General features: G+C 45.3%; 15 protein-coding genes, 3 pseudogenes and 1 riboswitch. Of the genes and pseudogenes, 14 read left to right on the top strand and 4 right to left on the bottom strand.

The window, feature by feature from the left end; all coding sequences use genetic code 11:
* Positions 1-231, bottom strand: a 231-nt coding sequence (locus tag L4B77_RS16690) for a transposase (protein ID WP_429751815.1), incomplete at its 3' end; no start/stop codon positions are given.
* Between the two features lie 61 nt (positions 232-292).
* Between L4B77_RS16690 and L4B77_RS16685 the strand changes: the two are divergent.
* From L4B77_RS16685 to L4B77_RS16675, 3 genes and pseudogenes are all read left to right on the top strand, one after another.
* A pseudogene (locus L4B77_RS16685) lies at positions 293-361 on the top strand (DUF2999 family protein); the annotation flags it as partial.
* Positions 362-583: 222 nt separating this feature from the next.
* A riboswitch (TPP riboswitch) is annotated at positions 584-695 on the top strand.
* Between the two features lie 101 nt (positions 696-796).
* Positions 797-1,681 carry a bifunctional hydroxymethylpyrimidine kinase/phosphomethylpyrimidine kinase gene (gene thiD / locus L4B77_RS16680; protein ID WP_429751813.1) on the top strand — a complete coding sequence of 295 codons (885 nt, stop codon included), beginning with the start codon at positions 797-799 and terminating at the stop codon, positions 1,679-1,681.
* A gap of 289 nt (positions 1,682-1,970) precedes the next feature.
* A complete protein-coding gene (locus tag L4B77_RS16675) occupies positions 1,971-3,239 on the top strand; it encodes a peptidoglycan DD-metalloendopeptidase family protein (RefSeq protein ID WP_429751811.1) in 1,269 nt (422 codons plus the stop codon).
* Positions 3,240-3,421: 182 nt separating this feature from the next.
* On the opposite strand, the gene L4B77_RS16670 is transcribed toward L4B77_RS16675, so the two are convergent.
* Positions 3,422-3,742, bottom strand: a complete 321-nt coding sequence (locus tag L4B77_RS16670) for a heavy metal-binding domain-containing protein (protein WP_192891963.1) — start codon at positions 3,740-3,742, stop codon at positions 3,422-3,424.
* Positions 3,743-3,785: 43 nt separating this feature from the next.
* Positions 3,786-4,721 (bottom strand): LysR substrate-binding domain-containing protein, encoded by a 936-nt coding sequence (locus L4B77_RS16665; RefSeq protein ID WP_429751809.1) that lies wholly within the window; start codon positions 4,719-4,721, stop codon positions 3,786-3,788.
* A gap of 91 nt (positions 4,722-4,812) precedes the next feature.
* On the opposite strand from L4B77_RS16665, the pseudogene L4B77_RS16660 reads away from it, so the two are divergent.
* From L4B77_RS16660 to L4B77_RS16650, 3 genes and pseudogenes are all read left to right on the top strand, one after another.
* Positions 4,813-5,791 (top strand): annotated as a pseudogene (locus L4B77_RS16660) (DMT family transporter).
* A gap of 191 nt (positions 5,792-5,982) precedes the next feature.
* A complete protein-coding gene (locus tag L4B77_RS16655) occupies positions 5,983-6,729 on the top strand; it encodes a phosphatase (RefSeq protein ID WP_261839778.1) in 747 nt (248 codons plus the stop codon).
* A gap of 145 nt (positions 6,730-6,874) precedes the next feature.
* Positions 6,875-7,270 carry a cytochrome b562 gene (locus L4B77_RS16650; RefSeq protein ID WP_261839779.1) on the top strand — a complete coding sequence of 132 codons (396 nt, stop codon included), beginning with the start codon at positions 6,875-6,877 and terminating at the stop codon, positions 7,268-7,270.
* A gap of 339 nt (positions 7,271-7,609) precedes the next feature.
* Here L4B77_RS16650 and L4B77_RS16645 read toward each other — a convergent pair whose 3' ends face one another.
* Positions 7,610-8,545 (bottom strand): LysR family transcriptional regulator, encoded by a 936-nt coding sequence (locus L4B77_RS16645; RefSeq protein ID WP_429751807.1) that lies wholly within the window; start codon positions 8,543-8,545, stop codon positions 7,610-7,612.
* 342 nt (positions 8,546-8,887) lie between these two features.
* Here L4B77_RS16645 and L4B77_RS16640 point away from each other — a divergent pair, with 342 nt between their 5' ends.
* From L4B77_RS16640 to L4B77_RS16605, 8 genes and pseudogenes are all read left to right on the top strand, one after another.
* Positions 8,888-10,024 (top strand): efflux RND transporter periplasmic adaptor subunit, encoded by a 1,137-nt coding sequence (locus L4B77_RS16640; RefSeq protein WP_429751805.1) that lies wholly within the window; start codon positions 8,888-8,890, stop codon positions 10,022-10,024.
* Positions 10,017-11,288, top strand: a complete 1,272-nt coding sequence (locus L4B77_RS16635; protein ID WP_372067409.1) for a TolC family protein — start codon at positions 10,017-10,019, stop codon at positions 11,286-11,288. Before L4B77_RS16640 ends, L4B77_RS16635 begins: the two co-directional genes overlap by 8 nt.
* Positions 11,285-12,514 (top strand): ABC transporter permease, encoded by a 1,230-nt coding sequence (locus L4B77_RS16630; RefSeq protein ID WP_372067412.1) that lies wholly within the window; start codon positions 11,285-11,287, stop codon positions 12,512-12,514. Before L4B77_RS16635 ends, L4B77_RS16630 begins: the two co-directional genes overlap by 4 nt.
* A 2-nt stretch (positions 12,515-12,516) precedes the next feature.
* Positions 12,517-13,800: an ABC transporter permease gene (locus L4B77_RS16625; RefSeq protein WP_429751802.1), complete on the top strand. Its 1,284-nt coding sequence runs from the start codon at positions 12,517-12,519 to the stop codon at positions 13,798-13,800.
* Between the two features lie 19 nt (positions 13,801-13,819).
* The gene (locus L4B77_RS16620) at positions 13,820-14,539 is read left to right on the top strand and encodes an ABC transporter ATP-binding protein (RefSeq protein WP_429751817.1); all 720 of its coding nucleotides are present in this window, start codon (positions 13,820-13,822) and stop codon (positions 14,537-14,539) included.
* A gap of 525 nt (positions 14,540-15,064) precedes the next feature.
* Entirely contained in the window at positions 15,065-16,258 is a 1,194-nt protein-coding gene (locus L4B77_RS16615) for a glycine C-acetyltransferase (protein WP_429751800.1), read from the top strand.
* Between the two features lie 98 nt (positions 16,259-16,356).
* Entirely contained in the window at positions 16,357-17,388 is a 1,032-nt protein-coding gene (gene tdh, locus L4B77_RS16610; protein ID WP_017059546.1) for an L-threonine 3-dehydrogenase, read from the top strand.
* A gap of 148 nt (positions 17,389-17,536) precedes the next feature.
* Positions 17,537-17,763, top strand: a pseudogene (locus L4B77_RS16605) (helix-turn-helix domain-containing protein); the annotation flags it as partial.

Here is a 17,763-nt window from a genome sequence, read left to right as displayed (position 1 = left end):
TTCAGCTTGCTCTGCCAATAATCGTTTGAGTTTGGCATTTTCAGTGGCGAGCTCCCTTTCTCTATCGCTGATTTTCGCATCTTTTTTGACGGCTTTACGCCACCCATAAATTTGAGATTCATATAGCGAAAGCTGTCGTGCGGCAGCAGAGACACCGACTTTCTCTGCTAACTTAAGCGCTTCGGCTTTAAATTCAGGAGCATGTTTGATTCGTGTTTTCTTAGTTGTCATTGTTCACCTCGTTAGTGATTGTACTCACTTAACTCGGTGTCCAAAACTTCTGGTGCGGATCAAAGCGGTTGAAGAACTCGGTCTAGACTTCTCGAAAGTTGAAGCAGCCAAAGAGCAACTTCAAAAATAAGTGAGTGAATGTGGGCTAATACTCATATTGTTTAGCGTAATCACCATACAATGAAAAAGTCGTTAAAATACAGTATTAGCCTGTTTAACGACTTTTTTTGTGCTTGATGATGGCAAGTATGGCGTCAAGTCGTTTAATCTCGGCGAGTGATATTTCACCATCAATCATTCTCATAAAGCAGTAAAACCAGTATCTCGTTCAAGAGAGTACTGTTACTATCGTTATCAATAGTCGGGGGGCGTATACCTTAGTTGGTGTTTGCTGAGATCGTTATTCGAGACCCGTTGAACCTGATTCAGTTAACACTGGCGTAGGGAACTATGATGACTTTGCCCGCAGCGTGACTCAACCATGATCTCTTATTGGTTTCACCTATCAACAATTTTTGTGGCCAAAGTTCGGTTCTCATACGTCTTTTAGACCGTAGGAGAGACCATGATACTGCATTCCAATTCTCAAATATTACCAAGCAATACTCACGCCTCAGCAGACCAACCTTTGTCGGTCAAAACGCCGATTGTTTTAACCATTGCGGGTTCTGACAGTGGTGGTGGTGCAGGCATTCAGGCTGATATTAAAGCGATATCAGCAACAGGCAGTTTTGCTTGTTCAGTGATTACCGCGATTACTTCGCAGAACACCCAAGGTGTTTCAGCTATTTTTTCTATCCCGCTCGATCACGTTGCGAGCCAGTTAGATGCTGTCTTTACTGACCTTGATATCGTGGCAGTAAAAGTCGGCATGTTGGCGGATGCGCAAATCATTCAAGTTGTCGCTGAAAAAATGAAGCAATATCAACCCAAGCACTTAGTGATTGATCCTGTCATGGTGGCAACGAGTGGTGATCTTCTATTAGAAAAATCAGCCATCATGACACTCAAGCAAGAGCTGATCCCACTGGCAGACATCATCACGCCTAACTTACCAGAAGGTGCCGCGCTCACGGGCAAAGCTCGGCCTGAAAGCGAACAAGAAATGCAGACCATGATTGAAGATCTGCGCGCTTTGGGTGCCAAAGCGGTACTGTTAAAAGGTGGTCATTTGGAGAAGGATGAGAACAGTAATGATTTACTGATTCTACCCGCGACGTCAACGTTGATTCAAGCTAAGCGCTTTTATACAAAAAATACCCATGGGACGGGTTGTACGCTCTCTTCCGCAATTGCTTCTTTTCTCGCTCAAGGCAACACGCTCACAGAGGCGGTTGATCTAGGAAAACAATATATTTCACAGGCGATTGCGCATGCTGATGAACTGGAGATCGGGAAAGGACATGGCCCAGTAAACCACTTTTTTGCTGGTCACATGGATGTTCGTTAACCCGGTTGTTTGGCTATGACGAGATACCGTGAATTAAACAATTAGAGGTACAAGGAATGTAAAATGCTTGAGTCTTATTGGTGGTCTTTATCACTGTGGTTAGCGTGATGAGCTTTGCGAACGAAGAGGTAAAATACTCTGACAAGGCGTACTTAGACAGGCCACTGAAGAGCGATACATTTTAGATGAGTTGATTTATAGAACGCTTTTTACATCGTGTTTATTCTCTTGAATTAATTGTTATGTTATAACACATAATAAGTTCCCTGTTATAACCGTAAAGTATTTTATGAAGTTCTTCCGTATTGGCCTGATCATTATTGCTATCAGTGCATTTTCACTGTCTGTTTTGCTCTATTTTCAATCCGAACCACCCAAAGATATTTCAATCCAAATTACCCCTTATGAAGGCTCATTCGCTCATAAAAGGGAGTTATCAAGCTCACATTCTGACTCAAATATTAGCGCCCAAAAGCGAATGAAAGTGCATTACTTCGTGAAGGTTGGCGATACACTCAGTACGATATTCTCATCTTTGCACCTGCCTTATGGAACGGTTTATAAGGTGATGGAGGCGGATCTTGAGTCTTTGAAACTCGACACGATCAAGCCGGGTGATCGTCTAGAGCTGATTTTGGATAGTGAGTCGAGAGATTTAGTTGAATTGATTTATCACGAGAGTTTGGTTGAACAAGCGATCTTTAAAAGAAATGATGATGGCCATTTTAGCTACCAATTTGTGGAGTTGCCGAGTAAATGGAAAGAAAAGCTTTACTCCGGTACAGTGCTCGGCAGTTTTTCTGCATCGGCGTATAAATCGGGCTTAACGACGGCGCAGATCGCGAGTATTACTCGAACGTTAAGAGATAAAATTAACTTCTCAAAGCAGTTAAGAGCGGGTGATAAGTTTAACGTATTGGTGAATGAGCAATACACTGGTGACCAGCTAACAGGAAAAACAGAAGTGCAGGGGATATCGATTACGTTAAGAGGCAAGGAAGTGGCTGCGTTTCTTGCTCCTGATGGGCGTTTTTACGATAGAGAAGGGAACAGCCTTGAGCAAGCTTTCAATCGTTACCCGATAGATAAACAATTCCGAAGAATCACTTCGCCATTTAATCCGTTTAGAAAACACCCAGTGACTGGACGTATATCCCCTCATAATGGTACTGATTTCGCAACCCCCGTCGGCTCTCCGGTTTATTCAACTGGTGATGGTCAGGTTATCGCTATTCGTAACCACCCCTATGCGGGGAAATACATCGTGATTGAGCATAATAGTGTTTATAAGACTCGTTACTTGCACCTAAGTCGGTTCCTCGTTAAGAAAGGACAACAGGTCAAGCGTGGTCAGAAAATTGCGCTGTCTGGTTCGACAGGCCGTGTAACGGGGCCTCATCTACACTTTGAAGTCTTGGTGCGTGGAAGAGCGGTGGATTCAATGAAAGCTAACTTGCCTTTAGCCAGTTCAATCTCGCCTGAAAACAAAGCGGCATTTTTGACGAGAGTTGCCTCATTTGATGACCTGCTCTCTGAGCAAAAAAGTCGCACCAGTTAAATAGATTCAAGCCAAATTCAGCCATGGCTTATCATCGTTCCAACCCTTAGACGATTACTCACCAAAGGGTTGGAACGAGTTTTCATAAAATCATCTGGCTGTTTAGGTGCTTAAGTGATTTATTACCCAATCTATCAAGTTCTTAAATTATCAAGCTATCAAGTCGTTAAGGTTTTGCTCGATTAGGCGACAACGACGGCGGTTCCGCTTGCGGATACCATCAACATGCCATTCCCGGTCCCTAATACTTCGTAATCGATATCGACACCCACTACAGCGTTTGCACCCGCTTCAATGGCTTTTTGCTCTAACTCTTTAAAGGCGAAGTTACGGGCTTTTTCCAGTTCTTTTTCATAGGTGCCAGAACGGCCCCCGACAAAGTCGCGAATGCCTGAAAACATATCTTTAAAAACGTTAACCCCTAGAATCGCCTCTCCGGCAATAACCCCTTTATAGTCGACAATGCGTTTGCCTTCGACAGATTGTGTGGTGGTAATAATCATATTGTCCTCTTGTCTGTTCATTGTTGATGTTCAATAGGGCATGTTATTCGCTATCGTTCATCGTATTAATGTTTGAACTCTGATCTGAACGTGCGAATTCACTTCTTAACCATGCCCTCAGTTTTAGCACACTTTCTTGCGTTAATTTATTCTTTGGGCAAACAAAGTAGAAATCTTGGTGCGGGTTAGCAACCGGTTTACCCAGTTCGACGAGCATCCCATGGCTGATGTCATCTTTCACAAACAAGCGATGTGTAACCAACACACCTAATGAACGAGTCGCAGCTTGCACAGCTTGAATGGAGACATCAAAAGTTAGATTACTATGAAATTTGGGCATTGGGATTTGGTAGTTATCACACCACACTTGCCAGTCGTGTTGTCGCCGGAGGTTAAAAACACCAATGGTTGAGTTTTGTTTAACCAGTTGCTCAACGGTTAATTCGGTCTGGTTTTTCAATAGAGCAGGGCTGCACACCAAGACCAGATCATCGTCGCCCAGTTTCTCGCAGTAATACTGTTGCCATTCATTTGGCTTGCCATGGACGAGTGCAACATCGACCCCTTCTTGCTCAATATCGAAAGGGCCCGTTAACGTAGAAATACGAATATCCAGTGAGGGAGCGGACGCTTGAAATTCGGGAACTCGTGGTATCCACCAGTGCATCGCGAGTGAATTCACCATGTTGAGGGTAATGCGATGATCGTTGGGTGTTTTGGCCAGCTCTTCGGTTGCCTCAATCACTTGCTCGAGCGCCGGAGCGATCTTTCGGTAATATCGCTTACCTGCGGCATTAAGAACAACGCGGCGACCGACTCGTTGAAATAGAGGTTTATTGACCTGTTGTTCCAATGACTTGATGGCCTGACTCACGGCGGAGTGACTCACATACAATACGCGAGCCGCTTCGGTCATACTGCCTGTCTCAGCCACAGCAACAAAAGCATAAATAGATTTAAGCGGAACGAGTTTTTTCATTGGTAAGTTTTCCTTACAGTTGTGGTTAATATTACTCGCTATTTTTAATCTCGTCACGCCTCTAAAGTATCGGCCAAAGGAGGTGATAATGATGTCGAATATTACCAAGGCGACAGCTTTCATGTTGCTGTCTACGTTCAGTTTGTCTTTAAGTGGTTTAATGGCCAAATATCTATCTGAAGCGATGTCTATTTCATTGCTGAGTTTGGTGCGCTTTTTTCTGCCCAGTCTGCTGTTATTCTTATTCTTGATGTTTTATAAAATCACAAAACCTTCGCTAGATATGTGCAAGCCATTGGTGATGCGAGCGATCTTTATGGTGGCGAGCCAGTGGTGTTTTCTTACGTCTTTGCAAACTTTAACCCTTGTTGAAGGCACTGTGTTGTTTAGTATGGGGCCGTTATTTATTCCGTTGTTAGAAAAATTAATATTCGGGACAAAAATTCACCCCGTGACGATCGTGTGTTTAACGATAACTTTCTTCGGTGTAGTGATTGGCAGGGGATTGGTCAACGTTTGAATTTGGCTCAGCGTTCTTTCGACCTGCACTGTTATTAGGATTATTGGCGGGGATGTTTAACTCTGGATCTCAAGTCAGCTTATATCGCGCATCTAAGATGAAGCTGACACCCGCAGAGCTTAACGCATGGACCTTTTTATTCGCTGCAATAATCGCGATACCTATGGTGGTGTTTACGTCGCTATCATCGGTTATTGATCGTGCAGGTGATGGTACTTTAGAGGCTTTATTGTCTTTTGATAACTTACGTTGGACTGGACTTGGCGTAATTGGCTTAGCCCTATTGATCATTAATACGCAAATCTTTCGCTCGAAAGCCTATCAGTTAGCAGACAGTGGTTCTCAACTGGCCCCCTTAATTTTCACTAACATGTTGTTTAGTGCGTTATGGCAGGTTTTATTTTTTGATGACGTATTTTCTACTCAGCAGTTAATCGGTATTCATTTGATTGTCGTTGCGAGTATGACCAATATGCTAGTTGTGAAAAAACATCGCCGCGTTAATCCGCCGCCGCAAGCAACACTCAATTCAGCGACACTACGGTGTTGAGTTCTGATGTGAGTACGTGATGCTTGGTCGTGACTAAGTGATACGACAATAAAGTCTGATGTTTAAGTGCTAATTGTCACTTTCAACTGATAAACTGGTCGCATGATTGCCATAAGGCAACCCGTTTCATGATATGGTTCAGGGATACCGTTCTGAAAACGTTTAGAGACCAAGTTTAAGGGCATTGATTGATGGAACTTAAAGTAGATACCCACACCCACACGTACGCGAGCGGTCATGCTTACAGCACGTTGATTGAAAACGCTAAGTTGGCAAAACAAAATGGGTTAGCCATGTTTTGTACCACAGACCATTCGGAGTCGATGCCAGGCGCGCCACACTATTGGTTTTTCAGTAACCAACGAGTGCTTCCTCGTTTTATCGAAGACGTTGCAATCATCCGTGGTGTCGAGTCGAATATCATCAACACTCAGGGTGAAATCGACATTCATCCGAGCGTTGATAAGAACTTAGATTGGGTGATCGCGAGTTTCCACGAGCCTGTCTTTTGCCCATCGGATGTCGCAACTCACACACAAGCTCTGTTGAATGTGATTAAGAGTGGTCGGGTCGATGCACTGGGTCACTTAGGGAACCCGAATTTTGATTTCGATTTTGAAGCTGTGGTTCAGTGTGCGGTGGAACATAATGTTGCCATCGAAATTAATAACACGACACTTAAAGGCAATAGCCGTGTAGGCAGTATTGATCGCTGTTATGAAATTGCAAGAATAGCCAAAGAGAAAGGGGCGTTTATTACCACGGGAAGTGATGCGCATTTTTGCCTAGATGTCGGAGGATTGGATCTTGTCTCTTCCTTACTTGACGAAGTGGGTGTGGATTCGAATAAAGTGATCACTCATTCACCGCAGCAATTCTTGTCATTTTTGGCGCTACGTGGTCGCAACGAGATCTCAGAATACTCAGCACTTGTTTAAGAGAATGTCGGCGGGTTTGCATTTCGACACAATCAATTTTTGTGCGTGGCCTATTTTTGTATACACTAGCCGGAAAATAATAAAGTCGAAGCGCTGTAATAATGATGGCGCTATCTTCAAAGTCACAGTTTCACTTGGAGAAACAATGAAAACTCGCTCAATTCTTTTATCTGGCCTAATCGCTGCTGCAGTAATGTCTGGCAACGCATTTGCAAACGTTGACCTGAAGAAAAACATGCAAGAAATGAAGCTTGCATTCAAACAAGCAGCAGAAGCTCAAAGCATTGAAGAGATGCAGAAACCGATCGTTCGTTTAGACACGCTTGTTGCAGAACTGAAAACGGGTGTGTACCCAGTAGAAAAAGAAAAGAACTTCATGGAAGGCTTTAAAAAGATCAGCGCATCACTGGATAGCATTGAGCAGAAGCTAGACCAAGGTGACTTAGAATCGGCACAGCAAGAACTGCGTACTATTGACGGCCTTCGTAAGGAGTACCATGATAAGCGTAACCCAAGTATCTGGAGTAAGATCTTCGGTTAATTTGCTTATCTAGAGATTTTGCTGGCTCAATACGTAATACCAATCGTAGTCAATAACGGGTCATCATAGTTTGTTAAAAACCTCGATAACCTCGTTAGAATTTTTGATTGTAGAATAACGACTTAGCGAAGGTGCTTGTCGAAAAGAGCGGCCTTATTGTCAAGCTTTTTCCCTACGCTATTCCTGAACACGTACTTACTGTGATTGGTATAGCAAACAGCAAAACCACAAGATTCGATTTCTAAACGCCGCCTTACCTTGCCCTTATCCCGGGTGGTAAGGCGGCGTTTTTTGTTGTCTGCCGTCACTCTCAGGAGTCACGATGGAACGGCAATACTATTAGATCGGTGATTCTCCGGCTAACTTATTGCTTAAGTGCTCCATCGCATAATCGATGAACACTCGCAGTCGAGCCGGCATGTATTTGGTTTGAGCAAATTGCATGGCGATTGCACCGTGATAGTTACTCTTAATGGTCCAGTCATTCAATACTTGAACGACGCTGCCTTCAGCGATTGCATCTTGAATCACGAAGTCATGGAAGATGCCAATCCCCAATCCTTCTTTCACGCCTTTAAGTCGCATTTGAGAGTGGTTCACTGCGTATCGACCACTAACGGAGACGGTATGAAACTCATCATCTTTGAGAAAGTCCCAAATGTGGTCTTTATCCGTTTCTGCAAGGTACAGACAATCGTGTTGACTAAGATCTGTCGGGTGAGAAGGTGTCCCTTTATAGCCCAAATAACCAGGACTGGCGCAAAGTACCAAGTTAGTCTTACCTAGCTCTTTGAGTACCAAGCTCTCATCGGGTTTGTCGGTAAGACGGAACGCAATATCGATACCTTGGCGTAGTATGTCGATATCACCATCAGCAGCGCGTAACTTAAGTTGGATCTCTGGATACTGATTCAGAAATGGCACGACAAAAGGCTGAAGTACAGAGTTCAAAAACGCTTCTGGCGCGGCCACGGTGAGTGAGCCAGAAGGCTCGGTATGATCCGACGTCGATAGCTCAACGGCTTGCTGTGCTGCGTTAATCATGACCACACTCTGGTCGTAAACCAATTGGCCAGCCTGAGTGATAATAAGTGTACGGGTGGTTCGTTCAAATAGCTTAACCGACAGCGCCTTCTCTAAACGTGTAATTAGCTTACTGAGTGCAGAAGGGGTGACTCCTAACTGCTTGGCGGCCGCAGTAAAACTGCCTTCATTGACCACTAAAATAAATGAGGCGAGATCGGGAAGTAGGGCGATGAGTTTGGGATTGACCATAAGTATCCATAAGAGTCAGCAATGAGCGTAATGGTTATTGTGAGTGATTCGACAAGATTTGTGAATTAGTTTCATTAATTGGCAAAAGTAAAATTAGTCGTGATGATGTTTAACTGTCGATCTGCCTCTTCTTCAGCTCAATGCATTTGATCAAATCACCTAACGCCCGGCAACATTTAGACTCATGCGACTTAGTGGACTATCCATCTAACTTACTGTCAATAGTTATCTGACATAGCCATACCAAATATTACAAACTCGCGACATTAAAGCCGATATGATTCTAGAACTTTATGTTCATCAGATGGTCACAAGACTATACAAAAATAATCGGTATCAATAATGGCGAAAATTTGGCTTGTCTCTGCTGCGAGCGTTGCATTGCTTGGCGGCGGCGCGTATTTTTATCTGCAATCTTCCACTCAACCAGAGGCGTTTCCAACGCTGGCGGTGGAAAAGGGAACCATTGAAAAACAAGCGGTAGCGGTCGGCAATATTGTCCCAGCGCACTCGGTGTCTATTAAGTCGCAAATCGATGGCATCGTGGGCGAGATGTACGTGGAGGTCGGTGAGAAAGTCAAGCAAGGTCAAGCATTGATTAAGGTTCGCCCGAACCCGACGCCGCAAGCATTAACCGACGCATCAACAGATCTAATGCGCAGCGAGGCCGACTTAGAATCCGCTAAACAAAAGCTGGCAAACCTTGAAAGCTTGGTGAAGCAAGACATCATTCCAAAGAATTACGATGAATACGTTAGTGCGCGTTCAACCGTGAAATCGGCTCAAGCGAATGTACTGCAAAAACGCCAGAACCTCGAATTAATTCGCAGCGGTGAAGTCTCCATTGGTGACGCTCGTTTAACCTCAACCATTTATGCACCAATTGATGGCACAGTATTAAACCGCAAAGTCGAAGTCGGTGAACCAATCATCTCGACCGAATCTAGCCAAGCCGCGACAGAAATGATGTCTCTGGCGGACATGAACAGTCTGATCTTCAAAGGCAGCGTCAGCGAGCACGATGCCGCGCAGCTTTCACTGGGCATGCCTGTATTACTTACCGTTGCGCCTTATCCTGATATGGAAATTTCCGGTTTGTTAACCAAAGTTGCGATCCAATCAGAGAACCTTAACTCACCAGAAGGTAACGCGACGGCAAAAAGCTTTGATAACGGATTTGAAGTGGAAGTTGGCGAACTGAAGATCCCGAAAGAGATCTTACTGCGTTCGGGCTTCTCATCCACTGCACAAATCATACTGAAGAAATCTGAGGACGTATTAACCTTGCCAGAACGAGCACTGCAATTTGATGGCGATACACCAAACGTATTGATTCCAGATAACTCAGAGCAAGGTTTTCACACACAAAAAGTGAAGCTTGGTTTGTCGGATGGCATCAACGTAGAAGTGTTGGACGGCGTTAAGCTAGACGAAGAAATCATCGATAACAGCATGATGATGGGAGTCGCGCATGGCTAAGCGAAACTTATCTAAAATCGGATGCGCGATTCTGGCCGCCACATTCAGCTTACCAAGCTATGCCATCTCGATTGAACAAGCGTGGCAGCAGGCGAAGCAAAGTGACCCAAACTACGAGAAAGCCAAAATTGGTGTTCAACTTGGCGAAGTGGGTGTTGATGCAAGCCGTAGTTCACTCTTACCCGGTTTGAGTGCGACAGCATCAGCGAATTGGAGCGAATCTACCGACAATACCAATAGTTATGGGGCATCGCTTTCTCAAACCATTTGGGACAGCAGTTTGTGGTCGGATCTAGACCAAGCGAATGCCAACTACATCAAAGCTCAGCTTAAACTGGCTCAATCCCATAATGAATTAGCACGAAGATTGCTTTCATCGTATTTGGATGTGGCAAGCGCGCAGGGGGATTTACAGTTGGTGCAATCCAAGTTGGAAGAAGGCAACAAACTGTTGAAGATCATTGAGAAGCGTTACCTCGCGGGTAAAGTGAAATCGGTGGATGTAGAAGAGATTCGAGCAACACAAGTTGCGGATAGAGTCGGTATCTTGAATGCGCGTTCTGATTTAGAAGTGAAGCGAGCGGAACTGGCTGCGTTGATCAATCAAATCCCGCAAAACGTCGATCAAATTCGTACTGATTCGCTTGTTCAACCGGCCTTGTTGGTGGACTCTCAAGAGCAATGGTTAAAGCTCGCGAAGGACAGTAGTCCAGAGCTTTTAGTGGCCGTGCAAAACGTGAAAGCCAGTGAATTTGCTAAAGATTCTGCACAAGGTGGGTATTACCCAACGTTAAAAGGGAACGTTGGCTACAACGATGATGACCGACGTAAAGACGGCGAGTTCAATGCAGGCATTACACTCAGTGTGCCCATTGATTTGAACGGCGCAACACGAGCTAGAGTTGATGAGGCGTCACTCAATACCCTAAGTGCAAAGCAAGATCTACGTCGAGTGGAAATCGATATTCAAAAGCGCGTGATCCAGCAGTTCACTCAAGTCGACATCAACTGGAACCAAGTTTTGATGGCAGACGAATTGGTTACTTCTCGTGAGAAAGTGCTGCGCAGCAAAGAGAAGCTTTATGATGCGGGTCTGCTCGAAGTATCAGAAGTGATTAGTGCACACAACAGCTTGTTTGAGGCGAAAAACAGCCTACAAACCTATTTGTATAACTATTGGCGTCAGCGTATCGGCTTGTTGCAAACCGCAGGTAAGTTAGATGACGACACTATGGCACTGATCTCTCGAGCGTTTAATTCATGACCAGTTTATTGCAGCAAACCTTATTGCAGCAAACATGGCAAACGCTGATGGCACATCGCATGAAAAGCATGCTCGCGATCATTGCCATTGCGTGGGGCGTAATATCTGTGGTGGTTCTGATTGCGCTGGGAGAGGGCTTTTATCGCCATCAAACTCAGCAGTTGTCGTTTATGGTCAATAATGTGCAAGTCGCGTTTCCATCGAACACCAGCAAACCTTGGCACGGCTTACCTTTACGACGTCAGATTCAGATCCCGCAGGATAAAGTCGATATGATCAAACAATCTGACTTTGTGAAATCTGCATCCAGTGTGTATGCCAAGTGGGATGCAAACATCACCAATGAAAAAGGCCAAAAACTAACGAGTTTCGTTAGTGGCATAGACCCGTACTATTTCTCATTGATTCAACGCAAGTTGGAATCGGGTTCGCGTAATCTGTCACCCAGTGATATTGCCAATCACACTCGCGTAGCGATTTTGGGCGACCAAATTGCCAAGATGGGTGAAATCAGTATCGGTCAAATGGCCAAAGTTAATGGCGTGCCATTTTTGGTCATCGGCATTATGAAAGACGAAGATGCGGGCATTTCATTTGGTGATAGCCGTAAAGTCTTCATCCCTCAAACTACCTACCTTGATTTGTGGGATGCCAAACCTTGGATGCTGCTACTCAAGCCTGTCGACGGTATGGATGGCGACGCATTCCGACAAGCCATTGTTAACTTCTATGCCAAGCAATTGCACTTCGACCCAACCGACAAAGAAGCGATTAACTTGCCAGACTTCAGTGAGGGCGCAGCGGTGATCACGGGTATTTTCCGTGGCATTCAAATCTTCCTTGGGGCAAGCGGTGCGATGACCATGGCCGTTGGCGCTCTTGGTGTCGCAAATATTATGTTCCTCTCTGTGACAGAACGAACGCGAGAAATCGGCGTGCGCTTGGCGATTGGTGCAACGCAAAAATCCATACTCAACCAGTTCATCCTTGAAGGGCTCATTTTGGTGGCGGTCGGTACAGCTCTCGGCTTAATGGTTGCTTATTTAGTGGTCGCATTGCTTGGCTCCATTACCTTACCAGAGTGGTTAGGCTTTCCGGTTATCACGCCAGACTCTATCGCTTGGTCACTGTTAGTTACGCTAGTTCTGGCGTTGCTGGCGTCTTACTTTCCGGCAAGGCGAGCATCGCGTCTCACCCCCGTAATAGCATTAAGTGCGAGGGCGTAAATATGTTGCTACCAATGAGACAAATCTTTCAGGAATTGGCAGCAGAAAAGCTGCGTTTGAGTTTAACCATTCTTGCTGTGGCATGGGCGACCTTGTGTATCGCGGGCATGCTGGCGGTGGGCGAGGGCATTCGTCAGGGTGTATTGAGAACTGCGCAAAATGGCAACGGTAATCTGATTTACTTAACCGGAGGCATGGCGACCGTTGATTATGGCGTCTTCCACCAAGGTAAGTTTCTAACCTTAAAAGCCGACGATACCGACGTAATTAAAGCCCTGCCAGAGGTGAAAAGCGTTGCGCCAACCGCAGTTTGGGATGAGCGCATTACGGTCGGTGATCGAGGAATATGGCAAAAGCCACTAGCTGTCACGACAGACTTCGCATCTATGACCAACTTAATCCCAATGGATGGTGGTCGTTGGCTCAATCCGCTCGACCAAAAGCAGATGCGTAAGGTGGTTGTGTTGGGTTATTCACTCGCCGCGGATCTGTTTAATCCTAATGAAGACTTCAGTTGGTTTGCTCCTGTGACACTGCAAACCAATCCGGTCGGTGAAAAGGTCAAGATTGGCAGTGAAGAGTTCACTGTGATTGGCGTGTTGAAGAAAAACAGCGCCGAAGTTGAGCAGGGTGACCAAATCAACTACGCCAGCTTTGTGCCGTTAGCCACGTGGCAACGCTTTCATTCTAATAGTGATATTGGAGCCATCAATGTCGAGCCGCAAGCTCATGCTGATCGTGAAAAGTTGGCAAAGACTATTCGTCAGGTGATTGCTCGTAAACATGGCGCCAGTGTGAGTGACGAGCAAGTCGTCCAAGTGGAAGACATGTTCCTGAAACAGAAAAGCATGCAACAGTTCTTAGTTGGTCTACAAAGTTTTCTTGGCATCATTGGCTTTGTCACGCTGGCCGTGGCGGGCGTCGGGATTGCGAATGTGATGTACGCGACCGTAAAACGTTCCACCCGAGACATCGGTGTGCGCATGGCAGTCGGTGCCACGCCCACGGCCATTCGTCTTCACTACCTAGTGCAATCACTGATGACTATGATGCTCGGTGGTGTATTGGGGTTAGGTGTAACGTACGCACTTGTATCGGCCATCAGCGCCATAAACCTAGAAGGCAACACCTTCTATGAACACCTCGGGAAACCGGTCCCTGAGCTGTCTTGGGTTGTTGTTGCGATTGTGATTTCCACCTTGGTGTTTATTGGTGTCGCTTCTGCATGGCTGCCCGCAAATCGCGCCGCAAAAGTGAGCCCGTTGGAGGCACTACAAAGTGAATAACAATAATTCTGGAGACAAGATGTCGAACACGTCACTGGTTGATTTGACCAACATTTGTAAATATTACTCAAGCGGAGAGGCGGAAGTGCGTGCGCTAGACGGCGTCGACTTGATCATCAATCAAGGTGAGTTTCTTTCCATTCTTGGTCCGTCGGGCTCGGGTAAATCGACCCTGATGAACATGCTTGGTTGCTTAGATAAACCGACCGATGGTGAATACCAATTGGGTGGTCAAAACGTCGCGAGTTTAAGCCCGAACGAGCTAGCCAGTATTCGTAACCAAAAGATAGGCTTTGTCTTCCAAAGCTTTAACTTATTGGAATACGCGACAGCGTTGGACAACGTGGCACTGCCGTTGGTTTACTCTGGTATGAAAGCCAAAGAACGTCGCCAGCGCGCCGCAAAATTGCTAGAGCAAGTCGGGCTAGGGGATCGTCTCGACCACAAACCAAACCAGCTTTCTGGTGGTCAAAAGCAGAGAGTGGCGATTGCGAGAGCCTTGGTCAACGATCCGCAAATCATCTTAGCGGATGAACCAACAGGGGCGCTAGATTCAAAATCTGGCGCAGAGATAGAGGCTTTGTTTAATCGTCTTCACGCGGAGGGACGAACATTGATTATCGTGACACATGATAATTCGCTTGCTGAACGAACTAAGCGAATCGTGACGATCAAAGACGGTAAGGTACTGTCTGACCGTAAAGGGCAACAGTACTTAGCCGAGTGCGTTGATCTTTGACTAGAGGCTGTTGTGTTACCTTAATCATTTATATGTTCTAGACTGCTCTCCATTGATGGTATTTAGGCTGAGAGCATATGCTAATGTAAAACAGGTTTGCCAGTCGTTTTCGAAGGCTTCTTGAATGATGTGGTCGGATAGTGTCATGGGCTTGTTTCTCATCTTATCTTGGGCATTTGTGTAACGGCCGCACATTCTGAGAGAAATAGTAATTCACCACTATATTGTTTTGAGATTAAAAATTGAGATTTGATATGAAAGTGAAATCAGGTCGAATTTTCGGTGGATATGGCGTTAAAAAGAACAAGAGAGGGGCGTTAATGTGCCCTGTGTCACTGGGATGAACTATTATTCATGCCTCAGGTTCATTAATGTTTTTCCAACTGGAGGGATAATCGAAACACCGATGTTCAACTAGAATGGTGACATAAGTTTTACAGTGTAAATGATAGAATTGAAATCGTTTACATCCCTACATAAAGCGGCGCGCGATGCTGCTGAATAATAACTAGGAAGGAATGGGCAATGTCTTCTGCATTTTACCAACAGATTCAAACTCAAATCGAAGAAGTTAAACATGAAGGTCTTTACAAGTCTGAGCGCATTATCACTTCTGCTCAAAAAGCAGCGGTTTCTATCTCGACGGGTGAAGAAGTGCTTAACTTTTGTGCAAACAACTACCTAGGCCTTGCTAATCATCCTGCGCTTATCGAAGCAGCTAAAGATGGTATGGACCAGCACGGTTTTGGTATGGCTTCAGTGCGTTTCATCTGTGGTACTCAAGACTCTCACAAAGAACTCGAGCAAAAGCTATCTAAGTTCCTTGGTAAAGAAGACACGATCCTTTACACCTCTTGTTTTGATGCAAACGCTGGTTTGTTCGAAACAATTCTAGGCAAAGAAGACGCAATCATTTCTGATGCTCTAAATCACGCATCTATCATTGATGGTGTTCGTCTGTGTAAAGCAATGCGTTTTCGTTACTCGAACAACAATATGGAAGAGTTAGAGCAGCAACTTATCGCGGCTAAAGAAGCGGGTGCTCGTCACACACTAATCGTAACTGACGGTGTGTTCTCTATGGACGGCGTAGTGGCGAACCTTCCGGCTATCTGTGACTTGGCTGACAAGTACGGCGCACTAGTCATGGTTGATGACTCTCACGCTGTGGGCTTCATGGGTGAAAACGGCGCGGGTACTCACGAGTTCCACAACGTTGTAGACCGTATCGATATCATCACAGGTACGCTTGGTAAAGCAATGGGTGGCGCTTCAGGCGGTTACACTTCGGGTAAGAAAGAAGTGATCGACTGGTTACGTCAGCGTTCTCGTCCATACCTATTTTCTAACTCTGTTGCACCTGCAATCGTATCGGCGTCTATCCGCGTTCTAGACCTTCTTGCGGAATCTGGCGACCTACGTACTCAACTATGGGAAAACTCAGCTCACTTCCGTACTCGCATGGAAGCTGCTGGTTTCACTATGGGCGGTGCTGACCACGCAATCATCCCAATCATGTTGGGTGATGCAAAAGTCGCGGCTGAATTCGCAGAGCGCGCACTAGAGAAAGGCATCTACGTTGTCGGTTTCTCTTTCCCTGTTGTACCAAAAGGCCAAGCTCGTATCCGTACGCAAATGTCTGCTGCACACTCTCGTGAGCAACTAGACCGCGCAATCGATGCGTTCATCCAAGTTGGTCAAGACATGGGTATCATCTAATTCTTGTTGTTTGATAAAACCAACAGCTAACAGAATATAGATAACAATAAGATTTAGATTCTCGCCTTACAGTTAGGCGAGATGAACGGGATAACATTATGAAAATTAAAGCACTTTCTAAGCTTAAGCCTGAAGAAGGCATTTGGATGACTGAGGTTGAAAAACCTGAAATGGGTCATAATGATCTTCTTATCCGTATTAAGAAAACCGCAATTTGTGGTACAGACGTACATATCTACAACTGGGATGAGTGGTCACAAAACACAATCCCAGTACCTATGGTCGTCGGTCACGAATACGTGGGTGAAGTGGTTGGCATCGGCCAAGAAGTTCGTGGTTTTGAAATCGGCGACCGTGTCTCTGGCGAAGGTCACATCACATGTGGTCACTGTCGTAACTGTCGTGGCGGCCGTACACATCTTTGTCGTAACACAACGGGTGTGGGTGTTAACCGCACTGGTGCGTTCTCTGAGTTCCTTGTGATCCCTGCGTTCAACGCCTTTAAGATCCCTGCAGAAATCTCTGACGATCTCGCTTCAATCTTTGACCCGTTTGGTAACGCAGTACACACCGCGCTTTCTTTCGACCTAGTCGGCGAAGATGTGCTAATTACTGGTGCTGGCCCTATCGGTATCATGGCTGCTGCTGTTGCTAAGCACGTTGGTGCTCGTCACGTTGTAATCACTGATGTAAACGAATACCGCCTAGATCTTGCTAAGAAAATGGGTGTGACGCGCGCAGTAAACGTGATGGAAGAGAAGCTTGAAGACGTAATGTCTGATCTTGGCATGACTGAAGGCTTCGATGTAGGCCTAGAAATGTCTGGTAACCCATCTGCGTTCAACAGCATGCTGACTAACATGAACCACGGCGGTAAGATCTCTCTACTGGGTATTCCACCATCAGACATGGCAGTAGACTGGAACCAAGTAATCTTTAAAGGCTTGGTTATTAAAGGTATCTACGGTCGTGAGATGTTCGAAACTTGGTACAAGATGGCTTCACTAATCCAGTCAGGTCTAGATCTAACGCCAATCATTACTCACCACTACAAAGTGGACGACTTCCAGAAAGGCTTCGACATGATGCGTTCTGGTATGTCAGGCAAAGTCATTCTTGATTGGGAATAGCGCTCAAATAGTAGACGGTTTAGCTCTCTATTGACGTTCAAAAACAGTTAAATGTCCCGTCCTAAAATAAGTTGACGGTTTTTACAAAGCCAGTGACGCATATGAACTGACCCCCAATAGTTGGACACCAATTATTGGGGGTCTTTTTATGTCCAAATATAGCCGAGAGCTAAAATGTATCATTGCTAAGCAATACTTAGATGGCACGTCATCTCTCTACTTAGCAAAACAATATTCAATTTCTTCAAGACAGATACGGTATTGGGCTCAAGTCTTTGCCATCCATGATACTGATTCATTTTTACCAACTAAGCATGCCGCGACTGCTCAAACAAAACGAAAAGCATTGAATTTAATGTGGACGAATGAATGGTC

The organism is Vibrio minamisatsumaniensis (genome assembly GCF_050337445.1).
Taxonomy (GTDB): Bacteria; Pseudomonadota; Gammaproteobacteria; order Enterobacterales; family Vibrionaceae; genus Vibrio; species Vibrio artabrorum.
This window is presented reverse-complemented; position numbering and strand designations above follow the sequence as displayed.

Bases quoted from the DNA above. Each gene is read 5' to 3' on its own strand.
- L4B77_RS16650 (WP_261839779.1), top strand. From the start codon at position 6,875: ATGAAAACTCGCTCAATTCTTTTATCTGGCCTAATCGCTGCTGCAGTA.
- L4B77_RS16635 (WP_372067409.1), top strand. From the start codon at position 10,017: ATGGCTAAGCGAAACTTATCTAAAATCGGATGCGCGATTCTGGCCGCC.
- L4B77_RS16675 (WP_429751811.1), top strand. From the start codon at position 1,971: ATGAAGTTCTTCCGTATTGGCCTGATCATTATTGCTATCAGTGCATTT.
- L4B77_RS16615 (WP_429751800.1), top strand. From the start codon at position 15,065: ATGTCTTCTGCATTTTACCAACAGATTCAAACTCAAATCGAAGAAGTT.
- L4B77_RS16640 (WP_429751805.1), top strand. From the start codon at position 8,888: ATGGCGAAAATTTGGCTTGTCTCTGCTGCGAGCGTTGCATTGCTTGGC.
- tdh (WP_017059546.1), top strand. From the start codon at position 16,357: ATGAAAATTAAAGCACTTTCTAAGCTTAAGCCTGAAGAAGGCATTTGG.
- L4B77_RS16625 (WP_429751802.1), top strand. From the start codon at position 12,517: ATGTTGCTACCAATGAGACAAATCTTTCAGGAATTGGCAGCAGAAAAG.
- L4B77_RS16645 (WP_429751807.1), bottom strand. From the start codon at position 8,545: ATGGTCAATCCCAAACTCATCGCCCTACTTCCCGATCTCGCCTCATTT.
- L4B77_RS16630 (WP_372067412.1), top strand. From the start codon at position 11,285: ATGACCAGTTTATTGCAGCAAACCTTATTGCAGCAAACATGGCAAACG.
- thiD (WP_429751813.1), top strand. From the start codon at position 797: ATGATACTGCATTCCAATTCTCAAATATTACCAAGCAATACTCACGCC.
- L4B77_RS16665 (WP_429751809.1), bottom strand. From the start codon at position 4,721: ATGAAAAAACTCGTTCCGCTTAAATCTATTTATGCTTTTGTTGCTGTG.
- L4B77_RS16670 (WP_192891963.1), bottom strand. From the start codon at position 3,742: ATGATTATTACCACCACACAATCTGTCGAAGGCAAACGCATTGTCGAC.
- L4B77_RS16620 (WP_429751817.1), top strand. From the start codon at position 13,820: ATGTCGAACACGTCACTGGTTGATTTGACCAACATTTGTAAATATTAC.
- L4B77_RS16655 (WP_261839778.1), top strand. From the start codon at position 5,983: ATGGAACTTAAAGTAGATACCCACACCCACACGTACGCGAGCGGTCAT.